We start from the raw sequence: 14763 nt of genomic DNA on the forward strand, positions 1-14763 counted from the left end.
CCGAGTTGGGCGAATGTCCGAAGTGCTTTTCCCGCCTATAGGTGCTTTTCAAGCCAAGCGCTAGAGCTAACTAACCAAGTCGGGAGCGACGCCGATGGAGATCGGTGTGATAGCCCGGCCAGGTCGCGACCCGATGGGCGCGCTCCGTTGTCGGAATAGGCCCTCGGTCAGATTCGGGCGTCAGATCGCGTCGTCGACGATCAAATGGGGCTTGCCCTGCGAGCAGGATTCGACGCGTGCCCTGATGCGAAAGGTTGCGGCAAGGTTTTCCGGCGTCAGGACGCCAGCCGCCGTGCCGAAATCGTGCAACGCCCCATCACAGAGCAGAGCGACCTTGTCGGCGAATTTCAGTGCCAGGTCGAGATGATGCAGCGCGATCAGCACCAACATACCATCATTATGCGCAAGGCTGCGCACCTGCCGCATCGCCTCCAGCTGGCGGTGCATGTCCAGCGCGCTGGTCGGCTCGTCTAGAAGCAGCACCTGCGGCTCGCGCACGAGACATTGGGCAAGCCCGACGAGCTGGCGCTGTCCACCGCTCAGCTCGGAAAGGATTTCATTGGCAAGATCGCCCATATCGAGTGCTGCCAGCGCCTTGTCCACCGCCACCAGATCAGACTTCTCCAGACGCCAGCCGCTGACCTGCTTGCGTGCAAGTAGGACGGACTCGAATACCGTCAGCACGGCGCTGGCCGTTTGGTCTTGAGGCATGTAGGCGACGGCGCGATCCGCATCGCGCACGCCTTCCAGCCGGCACTCGCCGGACCCCGGGAGAATGGCTGCGAGGCGCCGGAACAGCGTCGACTTGCCTGCAGCATTCGGTCCGATGACGGCCACCACCTCGCCGCCATGACAGGGCGGAAGCGTCACATCACGTAGTACCTGGCGTGATCCGTAGCGGGCGCCGAGGCGATGGGTGCTGAGCACTACCATATCTCTCTTCCGCTTCTCAGGATCAAATAAAGGAAGACCGGCAATCCGATCGCCGAGGTGACGATGCCGATCGGCAGGACGGCGCCGGGTACCACGATTTTGGCCAGGATCGAGCTGGACGACATGATCAGCGCGCCGGTCAACGCGCTCGCGGGCAGCAGAAAGCGCTGGTCTTCGCCGACCATCATGCGGGCGATGTGCGGACCGACGAGACCGATAAAACCGATCGTGCCGACAAACGCGACGGGGATCGCCGTCAAAAGCGAGACAAGGATCAGGGTTTCGAGTCGCAGGCGCCGCACCGGAATGCCGAAGCTTGCCGCGCGCGCCTCGCCAAGACGTAGCGCCGTCAACTGCCAGCGGCGACGCAGAAAGACCGGCAAGGTGATAGCCACGACCAGCGCGGTGATGGCGAGCTTGGGCCATGTTGCCTTGGTGAGGCTGCCCATGGTCCAGAAGACGATGGCCGCAACCGCTTGCTCGGCGGCGAAATATTGGGTGATAGCGAGGGCCGTATTGAAGCTGAAAACCAGCGCGATGCCCAACAGCACGATCATCTGGATCGAGGCTCCGCGACGAAGGCTGGCCAAATGGATCAGGAAGGCGGTTGCCATGGCCACGACGAACGCATTGGCCGCGACAACATAGTCGCCTACCATGGGAACCAGCGCGACGCCGAAGGCGAGCGCCAGCGCCGCGCCGAAGCTGGCACCGGCGGAAATGCCGAGCGTGAACGGGCTCGCCAGCGGATTGTTCAAGATGGTCTGCATCTGGGCGCCGCCGATGGCCAGCGCCACACCGACCACGACGCCCATCAGGGCCGATGGCATGCGGATCGACCAGACAATGACGCGCATCTGTGCATCCGCCTCTGCGGGCAGGACGAGCGTGCGCAGAACCTCTCCAAGACCGTAGCTGGCCGGCCCGGTCGAAAGGTCGCCGACCAATGCCATGCAAACCCCGGCCACCAGCACCAGGAGAACGATCCACCGCCTGACGCTGAGCGCTTGATAGGCGTCGCGTCCGGCCAGTGGCAGTGTTTCGGTATGGAGATCCGTCATCGCTGGCCGTCGGAAAGGCTGATGCTATAACCGGGCCGGTACTCTATGGGCAGGAAGCGGCGATGGTATTCGGCAAAGGTTGCGTCGGGATCCAGATCGGCGAACAGATCGGGATGGAGCCACTTCGCCAATTGCTGGACGGCAAAAAACTCGTATGGGCTGTTGTAGAACTGGTGCCAGATGCCGTGAAAATTCCGCGCCTTCTTTGCCGCGATACCGGTATAGGCGTCGCGCGTAGTGAACCATTCGAGCTTCTTGCGCGTCAGCCGAGGGTCCGCCCCCGGCCCCAGCGGAATCCAGTGGCCGCCGGGCACATAGGCCTGCCAGTCGGCGCTGGTAACCACCACATGAACGGGATCGGCGACGATGACCTGTTCGGGGCTCACCTGTCCGAAGGTCGAAGAAATGATATCGCTGCCAATGTTATGGCCGCCAGCGAGTTCGACATATTTGCCGAAATTCTCTGCGCCGAATGACAGGCAGCAATCCTGCGAGTAGCCGCCGATCCGCTCGATGAACACTTTGGGGCGCTTCGGTTGCTTCATCGCAAGGACGTTGGCAACCGCAGCCATGGCCTGGCGGCGGAACGCGATGATCTCCTCCGCACGGGCCTCGCGTCCCATGACCCTGCCCAGAAGCCGAATGGTCGGCTCGGTATTTTCCAGCGGGCGGTGACGAAAATCGACATAGACAACCGGTATGTTCAGCGTCGCGAGCTTCTCGATGTAGTTGGCGTCCTTGTTGGCCTGCATGGCTTCAAGGTTGAGCAGCACCACATCAGGCTTCTGGATGATCGCAGATTCGATGTCGATCAGGCTGTCTTCCTGGCCCTTGAAGGAAGGAAGCTTCGCCAACCCGGGAAACACTTTGAGATACTGCGCATAGGTGGCCGGGTCGGCCGCGATCAGATCGGTGCGCCAGGCAACGACGTGGGCCAGCGGATCTTTGGGTTCCAGCGATGCGATGAGATAGAGCTGCCGGCCTTCGCCCAGAAGCATGCGCTTGACGGGCGCGTTAAGCGTCACCTGACGGCCCGCGATATCCGTGAGCGTCAGCGGCGCTTGTGCCTGCGTCAGTTCAGTTGCGCCGGCAGATGCGGCCAGCGGAAGCAGAGCGGTCAGGACGAAAGCCGTCACCGCGGCACGCAGCAGCGATCGGTGTTCCGTCATGCTCGGCTTCCTTGTTTGAGTGGGGTGCGCAGTTTGAGCCATATGCCGAGAGCCGCCAAAAATGACAAGGCGTAAAGCGTAGCGACGAGCGGGAAAGCGGCATCGAGACCAAAGAGCTGGGTGACCGCGACACCGGCAATAATGCCGCTCGCGGAAGCGCCCTGCTGGGAAGCGTGCGCAAGGCCCAGAACCGAACCTTGCCGGTCATTGGTCACGGCACCCGAAATAAGCGCGAGAAGGATCGGCGTCGTTCCCCCAAGAAGCGCGCCCCAGATAAAATACAGGAACGCGAATACGGCAACGGAGCCCGAGCTGCCGGCCAGATGCGTAACCAAAACGCACGCGGCCGAAATCAGCACGCTCCCGCCCAGCACATAGGATGGCGTTCGATTCTCGAAGTGCCGCGCCCATAGCGGCGCGGCCACGACAAAGCCGCATGCCAGCAGCCCGTAAGTGAGGCCGGCAACCCAGTGCCGGGCGCCAAAAACCTGGGTGACGTACATTGAGAAAGGAACCTGCATGACCATGCGGCTGGCCAGCAGCATTCCCATCAAGGCAAGAACTGCGATCGGAACACCTGTGGACGCCGTCGGCCTCGTACCTGCATTGCCGGGATTGGCGGCAATCGTTCCTGGCGCCGGTAGCGGCAGACTTAACCAGGCGAGGCCAGCGCACAGCGCACAAATTGCCCCGGCGGTCAGATTTATCGCAGCAAAGGCGAAGCTATCGAGAATGAGCCCGCCCAGCAAAGCGCCGCCCAGCGAGCCGACATTGGTGGCCACCTGAAGCCAGGCAAAAAGGCTCGCGCGATTCTTTCCGCCGGTAATCTGCACGGCATAGGCTTGCGCCGGGGCGATATACCCGGCGCACGCGCCCTGCAAGAAACGCAGCGCCATGATCGTCCAGACATCCTGCGCCGCAGCAACAAGCAGCTGCGTGACCGCGAGACCGCCGAGCGCCCGAACCATCATCAGCCGATTGCCGTAGCGATCACCCATTCGCCCCCAAAAGGCGCTGGTCAGCGACATGCCCAGCATCGGGCCAACGTAGACACCAACGCCTGCGAGTCCAAAGACGCTGTCGGAAGGGCTCAAGCCTTTGATTTGAAGCGGCCAGAATGGGCCACTCATTTCCATGGCCCCCATGGAAATGAATTGCAGCCCGAACAGAAAAACAAAAACAGGTCCGAAGCCGCGAACCGCGGTGGAAGCATTTGTCATTCCGCTTCCGCTCGACAGCACATGCAGCGCTTACATGTCCACGGTCATCGACAGCAGATACGTGCGCGGCGCGCCCAGGAAGAACGTTCCGAATGAGGCGACGCTGGACCAGTAGTTGGTCCCCGTCACATTCTGAATGTTCGCGCGGAAAATCGTCTTCCGGCCATTGATCGCCGTGGTGTAGCGGGCGCCGAGATCGAGTCGCGTCCAGTCCGGGATCGGCTGCCTGTTCGCTGCATCGACGAACTGCCTGCCCGTGTAAATGACTGCCCCATTCAAAGTGAGCCCTCTCATCCACGGCAGATCCCACTCGGCTCCAATATTTGCCTGCACGTTCGGAACGCCGATCGGCGAATTGCCCACACGTGACGCAATGGCGGACTTCGTCAGGGTGCCATCCAGCAACGAAACGCCACCGAGGACACGAACATCGGGCATGAGTTCGCCGTAGACGTTGAACTCGAGCCCACGTATTTGCGTTTCGGCAGTCGGCGTGGCGACCCCAGCCACCAGTTCGCCGCTCCCCTTCGATATGTCGAAGGCGCTGAAGGTGGTTGCGACCCGGCCGAAGTCGACCTTGATGCCGGCCTCGTACTGCTTGGCGATGTGGGGCGGGAGCAGTTCGCTGCCATTGGAAACGTTCGGCTGCGACGGTGCAATGTCGCCCCGACTTAGACCTTCGATGTAGTTCGCATACAGGGAGACGTTGTCCCAGGGCCGGACGACGAGGCCGACCACGGGAGTGGTCGCGCTCTTGTCATAGGAGTTCAGCAGCGTTCCGACATTAGAGAGATAGTTGTTCGCCTCGACGCCCTGGCGCCGGACACCCAAAGTCAGCAGGACACGCTCATCGAGCACGGACAAGGTGTCGGCAATCGAGAGCCCCGTGAGTTGACTGTCCGAGAGCCGAGGGCGCCCGCTGATCTCATTCGCGAACTGAGTTGGCGCCACGGTCGGATTGTAGATGTTCGAATTGACCCCACTGCCGTTGGTGAGCCGCCGGTACAGCGCGTCATGATAAACCGAGGCCTGGAAGGTGACGGCATGGCGAACGAATCCGGTATCGAAACGGGCGCGGACGCCGCCATCATAGGTGTATCGCTCAATGCCAAGTCCGAAGAATTGCGGCGTCGAGGTGGTGTCGCCGTTCGTGTTCCTGATCGTCGGAAGGCCGAAGAAGCGCTCGACATTGGTCCGCGATCCGCCGACGTCGGCGAACAGCGTAACCTGGTCGTTCACATCGTATTCGTTGCGCCACAACACGGATTGATCGTTGATGCGCGACCATTCCCAGGGTTGCGTCACGTTCAACCGGCCGTCCGGCGCCTTTGGCACCGGCAAGCCCGCAGTCATGAGGAACGGACGTGACGGGGCGTCGAAGCGATCGGTCTGGGCGATGAGGTAGAGCCAGGACCTGTACCGTTGGCCCTGATAGTCGAGGGCCAGCGCCCCGACGCCCGTCGTTTCGGACTGACGGTCGATGGGCGTGTCGCCGCCGCGCAGACTGCCGCTGGTGCGCACGCCCCATTCTCTGCTGTCGCCATAGCGTCTTGCAATATCCCAGTGACCGCCGAACCGTGCGGTCGAACCGTAACCCGCGGTGAAGCGGGTCAGGTCCTCTCCCGCACGCTTGGGCACAACATTGATGACGCCGCCGACGCCGCCATTGGGCGCGATCCCCGAGAGCGCGGCTGAGGGACCCTTGAGCACTTCGATGCGCTCGACGTAGTCAGTGAAAATGCGATAGCTCGGTGCGATCCCGTAGAGACCTTCGAACGCGAACTCGCCATTGTTGCCTTCGTTGATCGGGAAGCCGCGAATATTGAAGGAATCGACCACACCGCCGGTTGGGTGGGTACTGCGCACGGAAGGATCAAGGATCAAGGCATCCGCACCTGTCGCCGCCTGCTGATCCCGGATGAACTTGTCAGTGTAGCTCGTCACGTTGAACGGCGACTTCATTGTGTCGGTGTTTCCGAGCATTCCGAGCCGCCCGCCCTGAGCGACCTGGCCACCTGCAAAGGCGGGAACGACACCCGGCTGCGATGGCGCCGCGGCGGTTTCGGCTTGCGGGGCGGCAGGCGGCGAGGTGCGCCGTGAAGCCGGTTGGGCCCGGGCGGCATTTCGTTTGGTGGGCGCGCGGCGGACCGACTGTTGCGCCGGCGCATCGACGGTAACGGGTGGAAGGGCGTTGCCGGCTTGCGGCGCCTGGGATTGAGCAGGCGATCCGAATCCCGCCAGCAAAGCCACTCCACCCAGCAATGTCGCACCAAAGCGAGCTACCGTTCCAACCCCAACTGCACGTCGCATTCCAGATAGTCCCCCATCAACAGCACGCCCCCCGGCGTGACATGCCTCTACGCTCGGCCAGCAACGACCACGGACCGAAGACCCCGCTCTCCGCGTCCGAGTTTCGGCCAACACCCATCGACCTGTGAATCAGATCCGCCCGCAGACTCGCACCCCAGGTTGGTTGCCTGCGCTTATCGGCAAAGTCCGATCGCTAGCGATCTGCACCGCCTCTTTAGGGAGGCGCTCTGGTGACAGCAACGCAAATGCATGCGCGACGATTTAGAATGTCTCAATCATCGACGAATCGAATCCGTCGACGCCGTGTTTAGAAAAATTCCAAATGCGTTTTTGAAGATTTCAAATCAGTGCTGTTGAAATTTGGCAGAAACGCTAGACGAGAGCGCTCTCGCTGCCGCTTGCCGCGTTGGCGATGAAGCGCGGCAAGCCCGTGGACTTCACCGGCTATATGCAGCGGCACGTTGCCGACTGAGACTCCCGATCTCTTCGCTTTGAAAGTCAGCCAGTCGGCGATCCTGGTCCGGACGTAATCGAGACCGAGGAACGGGGTTACGTTGAGAAGCTTGTCCCGCATCCGGCCGTTGAAGCTTTCACAAAAGCCGTTCTGCATCGGCTAACCCGATGCGGCGAAGTGCCAGGTGATCCCGCGCAGGAACTCGGAAGTAGCATGTGAATATACCGCAACTTTAGATTATTTCATTCTTGCATTGGAAGGAAAAATTGTGACAATCGACCTGTATCAATTCCGTCTCCCAAACCGGTAGTCCGGAGGCCAGCATGGCGTATATTAGGTGGACAGGCGCGACTAGCAACGACTGGTCCACTGCCACCAATTGGTCGCCGCCCACAGTCCCGCAGAGCTCTGATGTCGCGCTGATACCGCCGGGAACGTCGAGAGCTCCCACTATTTCCACGTTGGGCGTCAGTTGCGCCATGACACTGGGCCAGGCCGAGAGCGGATCTGTCGCATTGAATGTCGCGGCGGCATTCGGCGCCACCCCGATGACGATCTGCGGGAAAGGCGGCACTTCGGCGCTGGATGTGACGCTGTCGATCCAGCAGGCTTGCACCTTCTCCGGCCAGATCAGGATCGTAGCACCCGGCAGTATCGTCACGATGACCGCCGCCCCCGACGCCGCCTTCACTTTTGCCGAGGAGGCCTTCGTGCTTGTCGCTCCGGGAAGCACGCTCGATCTGGCCGCCGGTTGCTTTAACACCGCCGGCCTCTTCGAGATCGCTGGCGCCGTCTCCACCGCCAGTGACGTCACGGTGCAGGGAAACGGCCTCCTCGCGATTGAGAACGGCGGACAGCTCGCCATTTCGGGGGTCATCCAGCAGGGACAACAGATCGCCTTCGCCGATGGCACGGGCTGCATCACGCTCAACAATCCCGCCGCCTTCCAGGGCACAATCGGATTTGCGGCCGTTACCGACGTTGTGGGAGGTCTCATTGCCCTGCCGGGCCTTTCGGCCCAATCCCTGACGCTGACGCCCCAGGCCGGCTCCGAAACGGTTTTTGTCATGACTATTTTTGGAACCGGCGGAGCCGCCACGCTCTGCGTGAACCTCTTGGACCAACAAAATCTCACTGCGATCCAAAATCCGGGTTGGACTGCCGATGATTTCGCGGTGACAAACACCCCTGGCTCCGGCACCGTCGTGACCTACGTGCCGCAGGGAACGCTGTCGCTGCAACAATCCCTGCCGATAGCGCTCGTTGCCCCGGCAGGCACGCCGGTGCCGCTGTCGACGATCTTCCAGAATGCCTTCGGCACTCAGGAGCCGGGCTTCTACAGCATCACTCTTCAGACGCGGACAATGCCGCCTAACACGCCGACCGACCAAAAATACTGGTGTTCCCCGAATGTAGCTCCCGTCTGGCTCGACACCGATGGCATGGTAGTCACGAAGAAGACGATCGATGTCAGCGACATCAGCGCCTATTCGCTTTGCCCGGGAAACAACATCCTGTTTCCGGCCCAGTTCGTGGCGCAGATCACGCCCCCCGGCAGCCCGGCCGCAGCGACGGTGACCTACAGCATATGGGCCGCCGATCCGGCGGTGGTGCAGGGCACGCCAGGCACGCCACAGCCCGGAGATGTCGTCCTCGCCGCCCAGGCCATGAATGCCGCCTACCCGGCCGTTCCCAACACGAACCTGTGCAACTGGATCGCCGACTGCGTCGCGGCGGCCGCCGGCGTGCCGATGCCGTTGCCCAACACCCTGTACACCCCGCTCAACAACGTCGACGGGGGCTTCTGGCGCATCGCCTATCGCGGCGACGGCAAGACGCCCTATGCAGATTGGGGCGTCGAACTCCTGGCGGGCGACATCGTCCGCTTGGAGTGGCAGAACCAGAAGTATGGCTCGTCTGGGCCCGTGGTGGGCCATACGACGACCATCCTGCTACCGCCGATACCGCCCATACCGCCGATACCGTTCGGTCTGAAGATGCTGGTCTACGACAATGTGGCCGAGGGCCCGGTGCCGGGCGACAGCGTCATCGGCATACACACGGATGCCTATTGGGCGAAATCGAACCCTGCCAGCATCACCATCTACCGGCTTGACCCGAAGCAGCAATATCTGATCTACGGCTCGCCTCTCGCTGAGGTTATCCAGGGCAGTATCTATAACAACCTCATCATTCCGGGAGGCGGCGCGGACATCATCACTGCGGGGCCGGGCAAAAACGAGATTCAGGGCACGAAGACCGAGCTGGCTGCGATCATAGTCACGGATTTCCAAGCCGGTGACTTTTTCAATTTCACCGACCTCGACCCGAACACCGCGACAGTCGGCTTCAACGAAGGTGTTCTCGCGGTGCTGGAAAACCGCATAGAGGTCGCTGCTATTGCGCTTCCAGGGCTCGCAGCGGGCACTAACTTCACTGTCTCGTCGAACGGAAACCAGCCGCCCGAGCGCGTGGGGACTCTGATTTGGATTGTCCCAGCGTCCTAGCATCTACATCGCTAAAGCGAACCGGGGCTCGGCGTGAGCGGCATGGACAAGATCGCGACGTTCGATCGGAGCCAATCGTTGGAGGATTTCATGCGGCAGCCTGGCGTGAACGGGGCCGGAACCTCAGGCGCGAACATAGTAGTAACTTCGCGTCGTCCTTAATGATTCCAACGCCAAACGTGGGTTTGTGGTGCGCTCGGAGGGACTCGAACCCCCACGATTTTACTCACTGCCACCTCAAGGCAGCGCGTCTACCAATTCCGCCACGAGCGCTAGGGATACCGGCTGGAAGGATGTCGGCCTGCCGGATCAACCGGCGCCGATGTAACAAATCAGAGATGGAGGGACAAGGCGGTTTTGCGACCGAATTAACTACCTAACACCCGGCAATTTCGGCAGCATTTGCTTGACTTCGACCGCGATCCGGTTGCGGTCGACCAGCACCACGCCGGAAGCCACCGGGAGGTTGTTGGCGAGGATCTTGACCTCGTCCGCCTCGGTGGCGTCCAGTTCGATGATGGCGCCGCGGGATAGCCGCATCACCTGGTGGATGGGCATCGTGGTGGTGCCGAGCACCACCATGAGATCAACGCTGACTTTATCGAGGGTGGGCACTGCGAAACCGCCAAACCGGGACTAGATCCTGCACTAAATTGTGTGATTTCACCTGACCACGTTATGGTTAGCCAATGGTTAATGACCGCCAAAGCCTTGATTTGACGACGTTCGCGCGGGCCCCCGGCGGCAGCGAGGTCGAATGGCGGATTGCGGCCAAACCGGTGCCCTACCCTGACGCCGTGACGGAGATGGAAGCGCGGGCGGCCGATATCGCGGCCGGGCAAGCGCCTGAGCTGGTGTGGCTGCTGGAACATCCGCCGCTCTACACGTCCGGAACCAGCGGCAAGGCCGGCGATCTCCTGGACCCGCGCTTTCCGCTGTTCGAAACCGGGCGCGGCGGCCAGCTCACCTATCACGGCCCCGGCCAGCGGGTGGCCTATGTGATGCTCGATTTGAAGCGGCGCCGCCCGGACGTCCGGGCCTATGTCGCCGGTCTCGAGCAATGGATCATCCGCACGCTCGCCGCCTTCAACGTGCACGGCGAACGCCGTGAGGACCGCGTCGGGGTCTGGGTGGCCAGGCCGGACAAGGGCCCCGGTTATGAGGACAAGATCGCCGCGATCGGCGTGCGGCTGCGGCGCTGGGTCTCGTTCCACGGCATCGCCATCAATGTCGAGCCGGAGCTGTCGCATTTTTCCGCGATTATCCCCTGCGGCGTCGTCGATGCCAGGTACGGCGTCACCTCGCTGGTCGACCTTGGCCTGCCCGTGACGATGGAGGACGTCGATGTCGCACTCCGGCAGGCGTTTGAGGACGTGTTCGGCGCGACCAAGGCCCGCCTGCCGGAAGCGACGGCGTAATTTAATTTGATGCCGCGCCGCTTCCGGGTCCCGCTCCGAGCCCGCTGACTTGCGGCCGTCAGGCCTTGCGGACCAACAGGTCGGTATAGCGCCTGAGGTACAGCGGCCAACCCTGATCGCCCGCAACTCCGTCGCGCACGCTTTGCCAGCCTTCGCCGTGCCGTTCCAGGTTCCGGTGCTCGATCTCGACGCGGGTGCGGTCAGCCGTCTCGGCGGTGAAGCGCACTTCCCATTCGCTGGTCCTGTCCGGATCGGTCTCGATCTGCCATCGCGGGCTGATGTCCCAGCTCAGGAGCACCCGGTTGGGTGGCTCGTAGGCCAGCACGCGCGCCCAGCGGCACTCGCTGCCGTCGATACCACGATCATAGAGGTGACCGCCGACCCGAGGCTCAAACACCGTCCTGGCAATCGGGACAGCAAGCATGTTGTGCTCGGGCGGTTTGAAACTCCCGAAGTCCTCGGTGAAGACCTTGAATGCGCGCTCGATCGGCGCCTCGACCACGACGGACTGCTTCACGGACGCAATTGCGATACGCGTGTTCATGGTCACTCCTCTGGTTGTTGCTCGACGGCGACCTTGTAGGCGGCCAGCGTTTTGTTCCAGAACCGGTCGAGCCAGGCACGCATCTGGCCAAGCCCGTGTGGATCGATGTGGTAGACATTGCTCGCGCCCCTCGGCTCGGAACGGACCAGACGCGATTCGCGCAGCACCTTGAGGTGCTGGGAAACAGCCGACTGCGAGACCAGAACCTTCCGGGTAATTTCGGCGACCGACCGCGGATGCTCCGCGATCAGCTCGAATATCGCGCGGCGGGTCGGATCACCGAGAGCGGTAAGCTGGGCACTTTCAACAGTCATGACTTATCATTAGTATAAACTAATGATGCTGTCAAATGCATCTCGCGCGGCCGGCGCCGGGTCTCGATGATGCTCTCACCGAAGGCGCCCGTGTCGGGGTCTGGGTGGCCAGCCCGGACAAGGGCCCCGGTTGTGAGGACAAGATCGCGGCGATCGGCGTGCGACTGCGACGCTGGTCTCGTTCCACGGCATCGCCATCAATGTCGAGCCGGAGCTCTCGCATTTTTCCGCGATTATCCCCCGCGGGGTCGTCGATGCCAGGGCGTCACCTCACTGGTCGACCTTGGCCTGCAATGGACGATGGAACGGTATTATGGCGCAAACGCCACAAGAACTTTGAACGGTCCACCGCCATCTAGGCGGTATGCCCCACGCCAAGATACTTCCCTACCACGCACTAAAGACCCTGACGCAACTTCACGCCGAACTGGCCGGGAAACTCTCAGCCAACCAGCGGGAGACCAAGCGGCTACGGCTGGCAATATTCCAGGTTGAAGCGGTCATGAAGATGCTGAGCCCGGACTTCAATATCCGGCTGATCGCGCCCAAGCGCCGCAACGTCGGCAATCCGTGGTTCAAGCGGGGGACGCTCGCCAGAGCCGTCATAGACACGCTACGGCGGTCTGCGGTGGCCATGACGACGCGGGAGATATCGGACTTGCTGTAGCCGGAAAGAAGCCAGAGGCCACGCGCCATCAAGCTATGGTGTTGCAGGCCGCAATCCTAGCGGCGCTACGGGCGCGCAACGGGACGGCGGTGGCTGGCGATGGCCCGCGCGGGAAGTGGCGGCTGAAAGAAGCCACCGACTAAGACGGAATCAGTGGTATCGTTGGCGGTGTTGAGGCGCTCTATCTGGGGAGGAAGTGCCATGGAATGGTTTAGCCGGAAAACATCGATAGGCGGCAGTCAAATTTCCAATTGGGTACTCGTTCTGGCGGCTGTCGTCATAGTCTGGCTTATCTACTCATTCGCCGTGCGCTGAGTGAAGACCGGCCAGTGGCGACGAGATGGTTGGGGTCGCGCGGGCGTTTGGGGTGGCTAGTCATGCAGGCTTTCCATCTGGACGCTTGACCAGTTCGAATGTGGCAACGTGAGTGTCTTCCGCCCAAGACTCTAATACCGCCCCGCAGACTTCACAGGATACGTGGCCGCTGTGCGGCATTAAGCTCATTGGTTCGACGCGCCTATATTCAGCGCCGCACCGGCACTGGACAACTGTTGTTTCCATTCTCGAAATATGCGCCCGGAACCGCCCTTTTTCCAGCCCAGAACCCCGCCACAATCAAACTGACCCACTACCCGAATGAAAGAGGCGGCCAACTGAGGCGGCCTATGGCTTCACCGCGACGTTGCACGTCGCGCACTGGAAGTTGGGACCATCCTCGGTGGCAACGACGTTGAAGCCATCCGGCACAGAAAGCACGATTGGCTCGTCGTCGCCCTGAGACAGGCTGGCCCTGCCAGTCTTGCCGCAGATTGGACACCGCAGACTTTCGTTCCATTCGTCCTTCATCTGAAGAAAATGTAGCGGGCCGGGGCTTCGTTCCAATCCAAAACAGGCCACTAACGCAAACAGCGCCCCCAAGCTTGAAACGATGCTTGGTGGCGCTGCAATCTTTGTTTATGGTGGGATCACTTACAGAGATGTCTTCAAGAAGAACCGAACGACCAATTTCAGGTTGATCTACGGCGGAAGCGAACCCAACCGCCCGGCCTTTTGAAGCACGACTATGAAGGCAAAGAAGCTGATTAAGGCGACGTGAGCCGCCCCTCGTGGTCCACGCATCGTTCATTCCTTTCAAGAATGAACGGCATTAGGTGCGAACGATCAGGCCGTTAGGCTTGTGGCGTTTGCGCCATAATACCGCGATGGAAGACGTTGACGTCGCGCTCCGGCGGGCGTTTGAGGACGTGTTCGGGGCTACAAGAGCTCTCCTGCCCGAGGCAACGGTCTAACTGTTCTGCATAAGGGCTCGAACCCGCAGCCATTTCTTGATCGGGCCGAGGCGGCTCTTCCGCTTTGGGTGGACCGCGCCACATATCCAGAGGTAGGCGGATTTGGAACAGGAGGTCACGATGAAATCGCGTCGGCTTCCCTTCGAGAATCGATGGACCAACGGCGCACATGCCTGGGAATGGAATTGCGAACTTAACCGCCTGGGCGTGCCAAATGTGCGGGCGATGTTCGCAGATCACGAGACTCATGATCCCGACAGGCCCGCCGTCGTATTCGACGTTCCGGCAGGCTTCGTCCGGGACTGGCTTGCCTTCCAGGATCGCCGAGTCGCGCGCCAGCAACTTCTCTGGCGCGCCACCGTGCTTGCACTCACCCTTGTCGCAGCCACCGCAGCAGTGCTGGGCGTGCTAAGGGTGTGACACGCGCTCCGCAATGAATTCACGCCGCCGCCGTGTGCGGCGCGACCTCGAGCTTGCCGGCGATGTAGCGGCGCTCCTGTGTCAGGCCGCCGAAACCGTAGGCATCGCCCTTGACCTCGTCGACATGCGCGTAGCTCTCGTGGTGCAGCGGCCCGAGCAGTTCGCCCATGCGCTCGAACACGGCGGCGAGATAAGCGGCCTTCTCGTCCTTGGTGTTGGTGCCCTCGCTGACATGGACGTCGAGCCAGAAACTGGCGAGGCTCTGTTCGGCCAGCGATTGGCCGCCGGCGAACCAGTCCGCGGCATCGACCGCGCGGACGATCACCGCGGTAACCTTGGGATCCTTGCGCAGGATTTTCGCGGTGAGTTCGCTGACGGCGGAGGCGATTTCGGCCTGCAATGACGGGGCCTTGCGAGAGGTCGAATAAGTGACGGTGATCAGCGGCATGGTGGTTCT

Annotated in this window: 13 protein-coding genes, 1 tRNA gene and 2 pseudogenes; 5 read left to right on the forward strand and 11 right to left on the reverse strand. The window is 61.7% G+C overall.

Annotated features, from left to right (window positions below; translation table 11 throughout):
• Positions 1–180 precede the first annotated feature (180 nt).
• The 6 genes and pseudogenes from ACSQ84_RS21030 to ACSQ84_RS21055 all read right to left on the reverse strand — a co-directional run.
• Complete coding sequence (locus ACSQ84_RS21030; RefSeq protein WP_436213608.1) at positions 181–933, reverse strand: ABC transporter ATP-binding protein; 753 nt, start codon at positions 931–933, stop codon at positions 181–183.
• Positions 927–1994 (reverse strand): FecCD family ABC transporter permease, encoded by a 1068-nt coding sequence (locus tag ACSQ84_RS21035; RefSeq protein WP_436213609.1) that lies wholly within the window; start codon positions 1992–1994, stop codon positions 927–929. Before ACSQ84_RS21035 ends, ACSQ84_RS21030 begins: the two co-directional genes overlap by 7 nt.
• Positions 1991–3163, reverse strand: a complete 1173-nt coding sequence (locus ACSQ84_RS21040; protein ID WP_436213610.1) for an ABC transporter substrate-binding protein — start codon at positions 3161–3163, stop codon at positions 1991–1993. The genes ACSQ84_RS21035 and ACSQ84_RS21040 overlap by 4 nt, the downstream gene beginning before the upstream one ends.
• Complete coding sequence (locus ACSQ84_RS21045) at positions 3160–4383, reverse strand: MFS transporter (RefSeq protein ID WP_436213611.1); 1224 nt, start codon at positions 4381–4383, stop codon at positions 3160–3162. Before ACSQ84_RS21045 ends, ACSQ84_RS21040 begins: the two co-directional genes overlap by 4 nt.
• 30 nt (positions 4384–4413) lie before the next feature.
• On the reverse strand, positions 4414–6633 hold the full coding sequence (locus tag ACSQ84_RS21050) for a TonB-dependent receptor (protein ID WP_436213612.1): 2220 nt from the start codon (positions 6631–6633) through the stop codon (positions 4414–4416).
• Positions 6634–7195: 562 nt separating this feature from the next.
• A pseudogene (locus ACSQ84_RS21055) lies at positions 7196–7336 on the reverse strand (integrase core domain-containing protein); the annotation flags it as partial.
• 290 nt (positions 7337–7626) lie between these two features.
• Here ACSQ84_RS21055 and ACSQ84_RS21060 point away from each other — a divergent pair.
• Positions 7627–9654 (forward strand): hypothetical protein, encoded by a 2028-nt coding sequence (locus ACSQ84_RS21060; RefSeq protein ID WP_436213613.1) that lies wholly within the window; start codon positions 7627–7629, stop codon positions 9652–9654.
• A 188-nt stretch (positions 9655–9842) separates the two neighbouring features.
• Here the strand turns inward: ACSQ84_RS21060 and ACSQ84_RS21065 are convergent.
• Positions 9843–9927: transfer RNA gene (locus tag ACSQ84_RS21065), tRNA-Leu, on the reverse strand.
• 99 nt (positions 9928–10026) lie between these two features.
• Positions 10027–10269: a FliM/FliN family flagellar motor switch protein gene (locus ACSQ84_RS21070; RefSeq protein WP_044537514.1), complete on the reverse strand. Its 243-nt coding sequence runs from the start codon at positions 10267–10269 to the stop codon at positions 10027–10029.
• 74 nt (positions 10270–10343) lie between these two features.
• Between ACSQ84_RS21070 and lipB the strand changes: the two genes are divergently transcribed.
• A complete protein-coding gene (lipB, locus tag ACSQ84_RS21075) occupies positions 10344–11072 on the forward strand; it encodes a lipoyl(octanoyl) transferase LipB (protein WP_436213614.1) in 729 nt (242 codons plus the stop codon).
• 58 nt (positions 11073–11130) lie between these two features.
• On the opposite strand, the gene ACSQ84_RS21080 is transcribed toward lipB, so the two are convergent.
• Both ACSQ84_RS21080 and ACSQ84_RS21085 read right to left on the reverse strand, forming a co-directional pair.
• On the reverse strand, positions 11131–11616 hold the full coding sequence (locus ACSQ84_RS21080; protein ID WP_436213615.1) for an SRPBCC family protein: 486 nt from the start codon (positions 11614–11616) through the stop codon (positions 11131–11133).
• A gap of 2 nt (positions 11617–11618) precedes the next feature.
• A complete protein-coding gene (locus ACSQ84_RS21085; RefSeq protein WP_436213616.1) occupies positions 11619–11930 on the reverse strand; it encodes an ArsR/SmtB family transcription factor in 312 nt (103 codons plus the stop codon).
• A gap of 89 nt (positions 11931–12019) precedes the next feature.
• Between ACSQ84_RS21085 and ACSQ84_RS21090 the strand changes: the two are divergent.
• The 3 genes and pseudogenes from ACSQ84_RS21090 to ACSQ84_RS21100 all read left to right on the forward strand — a co-directional run.
• Positions 12020–12233 (forward strand): annotated as a pseudogene (locus tag ACSQ84_RS21090) (lipoyl protein ligase domain-containing protein); the annotation flags it as partial.
• Between the two features lie 199 nt (positions 12234–12432).
• On the forward strand, positions 12433–12597 hold the full coding sequence (locus ACSQ84_RS21095; protein ID WP_436213617.1) for a hypothetical protein: 165 nt from the start codon (positions 12433–12435) through the stop codon (positions 12595–12597).
• A 1409-nt stretch (positions 12598–14006) separates the two neighbouring features.
• Complete coding sequence (locus ACSQ84_RS21100; protein ID WP_436213618.1) at positions 14007–14306, forward strand: hypothetical protein; 300 nt, start codon at positions 14007–14009, stop codon at positions 14304–14306.
• 19 nt (positions 14307–14325) lie between these two features.
• Here ACSQ84_RS21100 and ACSQ84_RS21105 read toward each other — a convergent pair whose 3' ends face one another.
• On the reverse strand, positions 14326–14754 hold the full coding sequence (locus ACSQ84_RS21105; protein WP_436213619.1) for a tautomerase family protein: 429 nt from the start codon (positions 14752–14754) through the stop codon (positions 14326–14328).
• Between the last annotated feature and the right edge of the window lie 9 nt (positions 14755–14763).

The organism is Bradyrhizobium sp. LjRoot220 (assembly GCF_964252915.1).
In the GTDB taxonomy this organism is placed as follows: Bacteria; Pseudomonadota; Alphaproteobacteria; order Rhizobiales; family Xanthobacteraceae; genus Bradyrhizobium.

Bases quoted from the DNA above. Each gene is read 5' to 3' on its own strand.
- ACSQ84_RS21030 (WP_436213608.1), bottom strand. From the start codon at position 933: ATGGTAGTGCTCAGCACCCATCGCCTCGGCGCCCGCTACGGATCACGC.
- ACSQ84_RS21035 (WP_436213609.1), bottom strand. From the start codon at position 1,994: ATGACGGATCTCCATACCGAAACACTGCCACTGGCCGGACGCGACGCC.
- ACSQ84_RS21040 (WP_436213610.1), bottom strand. From the start codon at position 3,163: ATGACGGAACACCGATCGCTGCTGCGTGCCGCGGTGACGGCTTTCGTC.
- ACSQ84_RS21045 (WP_436213611.1), bottom strand. From the start codon at position 4,383: ATGACAAATGCTTCCACCGCGGTTCGCGGCTTCGGACCTGTTTTTGTT.
- ACSQ84_RS21060 (WP_436213613.1), top strand. From the start codon at position 7,627: ATGACACTGGGCCAGGCCGAGAGCGGATCTGTCGCATTGAATGTCGCG.
- lipB (WP_436213614.1), top strand. From the start codon at position 10,344: ATGGTTAATGACCGCCAAAGCCTTGATTTGACGACGTTCGCGCGGGCC.
- ACSQ84_RS21080 (WP_436213615.1), bottom strand. From the start codon at position 11,616: ATGAACACGCGTATCGCAATTGCGTCCGTGAAGCAGTCCGTCGTGGTC.
- ACSQ84_RS21085 (WP_436213616.1), bottom strand. From the start codon at position 11,930: ATGACTGTTGAAAGTGCCCAGCTTACCGCTCTCGGTGATCCGACCCGC.
- ACSQ84_RS21095 (WP_436213617.1), top strand. From the start codon at position 12,433: ATGAAGATGCTGAGCCCGGACTTCAATATCCGGCTGATCGCGCCCAAG.
- ACSQ84_RS21100 (WP_436213618.1), top strand. From the start codon at position 14,007: ATGAAATCGCGTCGGCTTCCCTTCGAGAATCGATGGACCAACGGCGCA.
- ACSQ84_RS21105 (WP_436213619.1), bottom strand. From the start codon at position 14,754: ATGCCGCTGATCACCGTCACTTATTCGACCTCTCGCAAGGCCCCGTCA.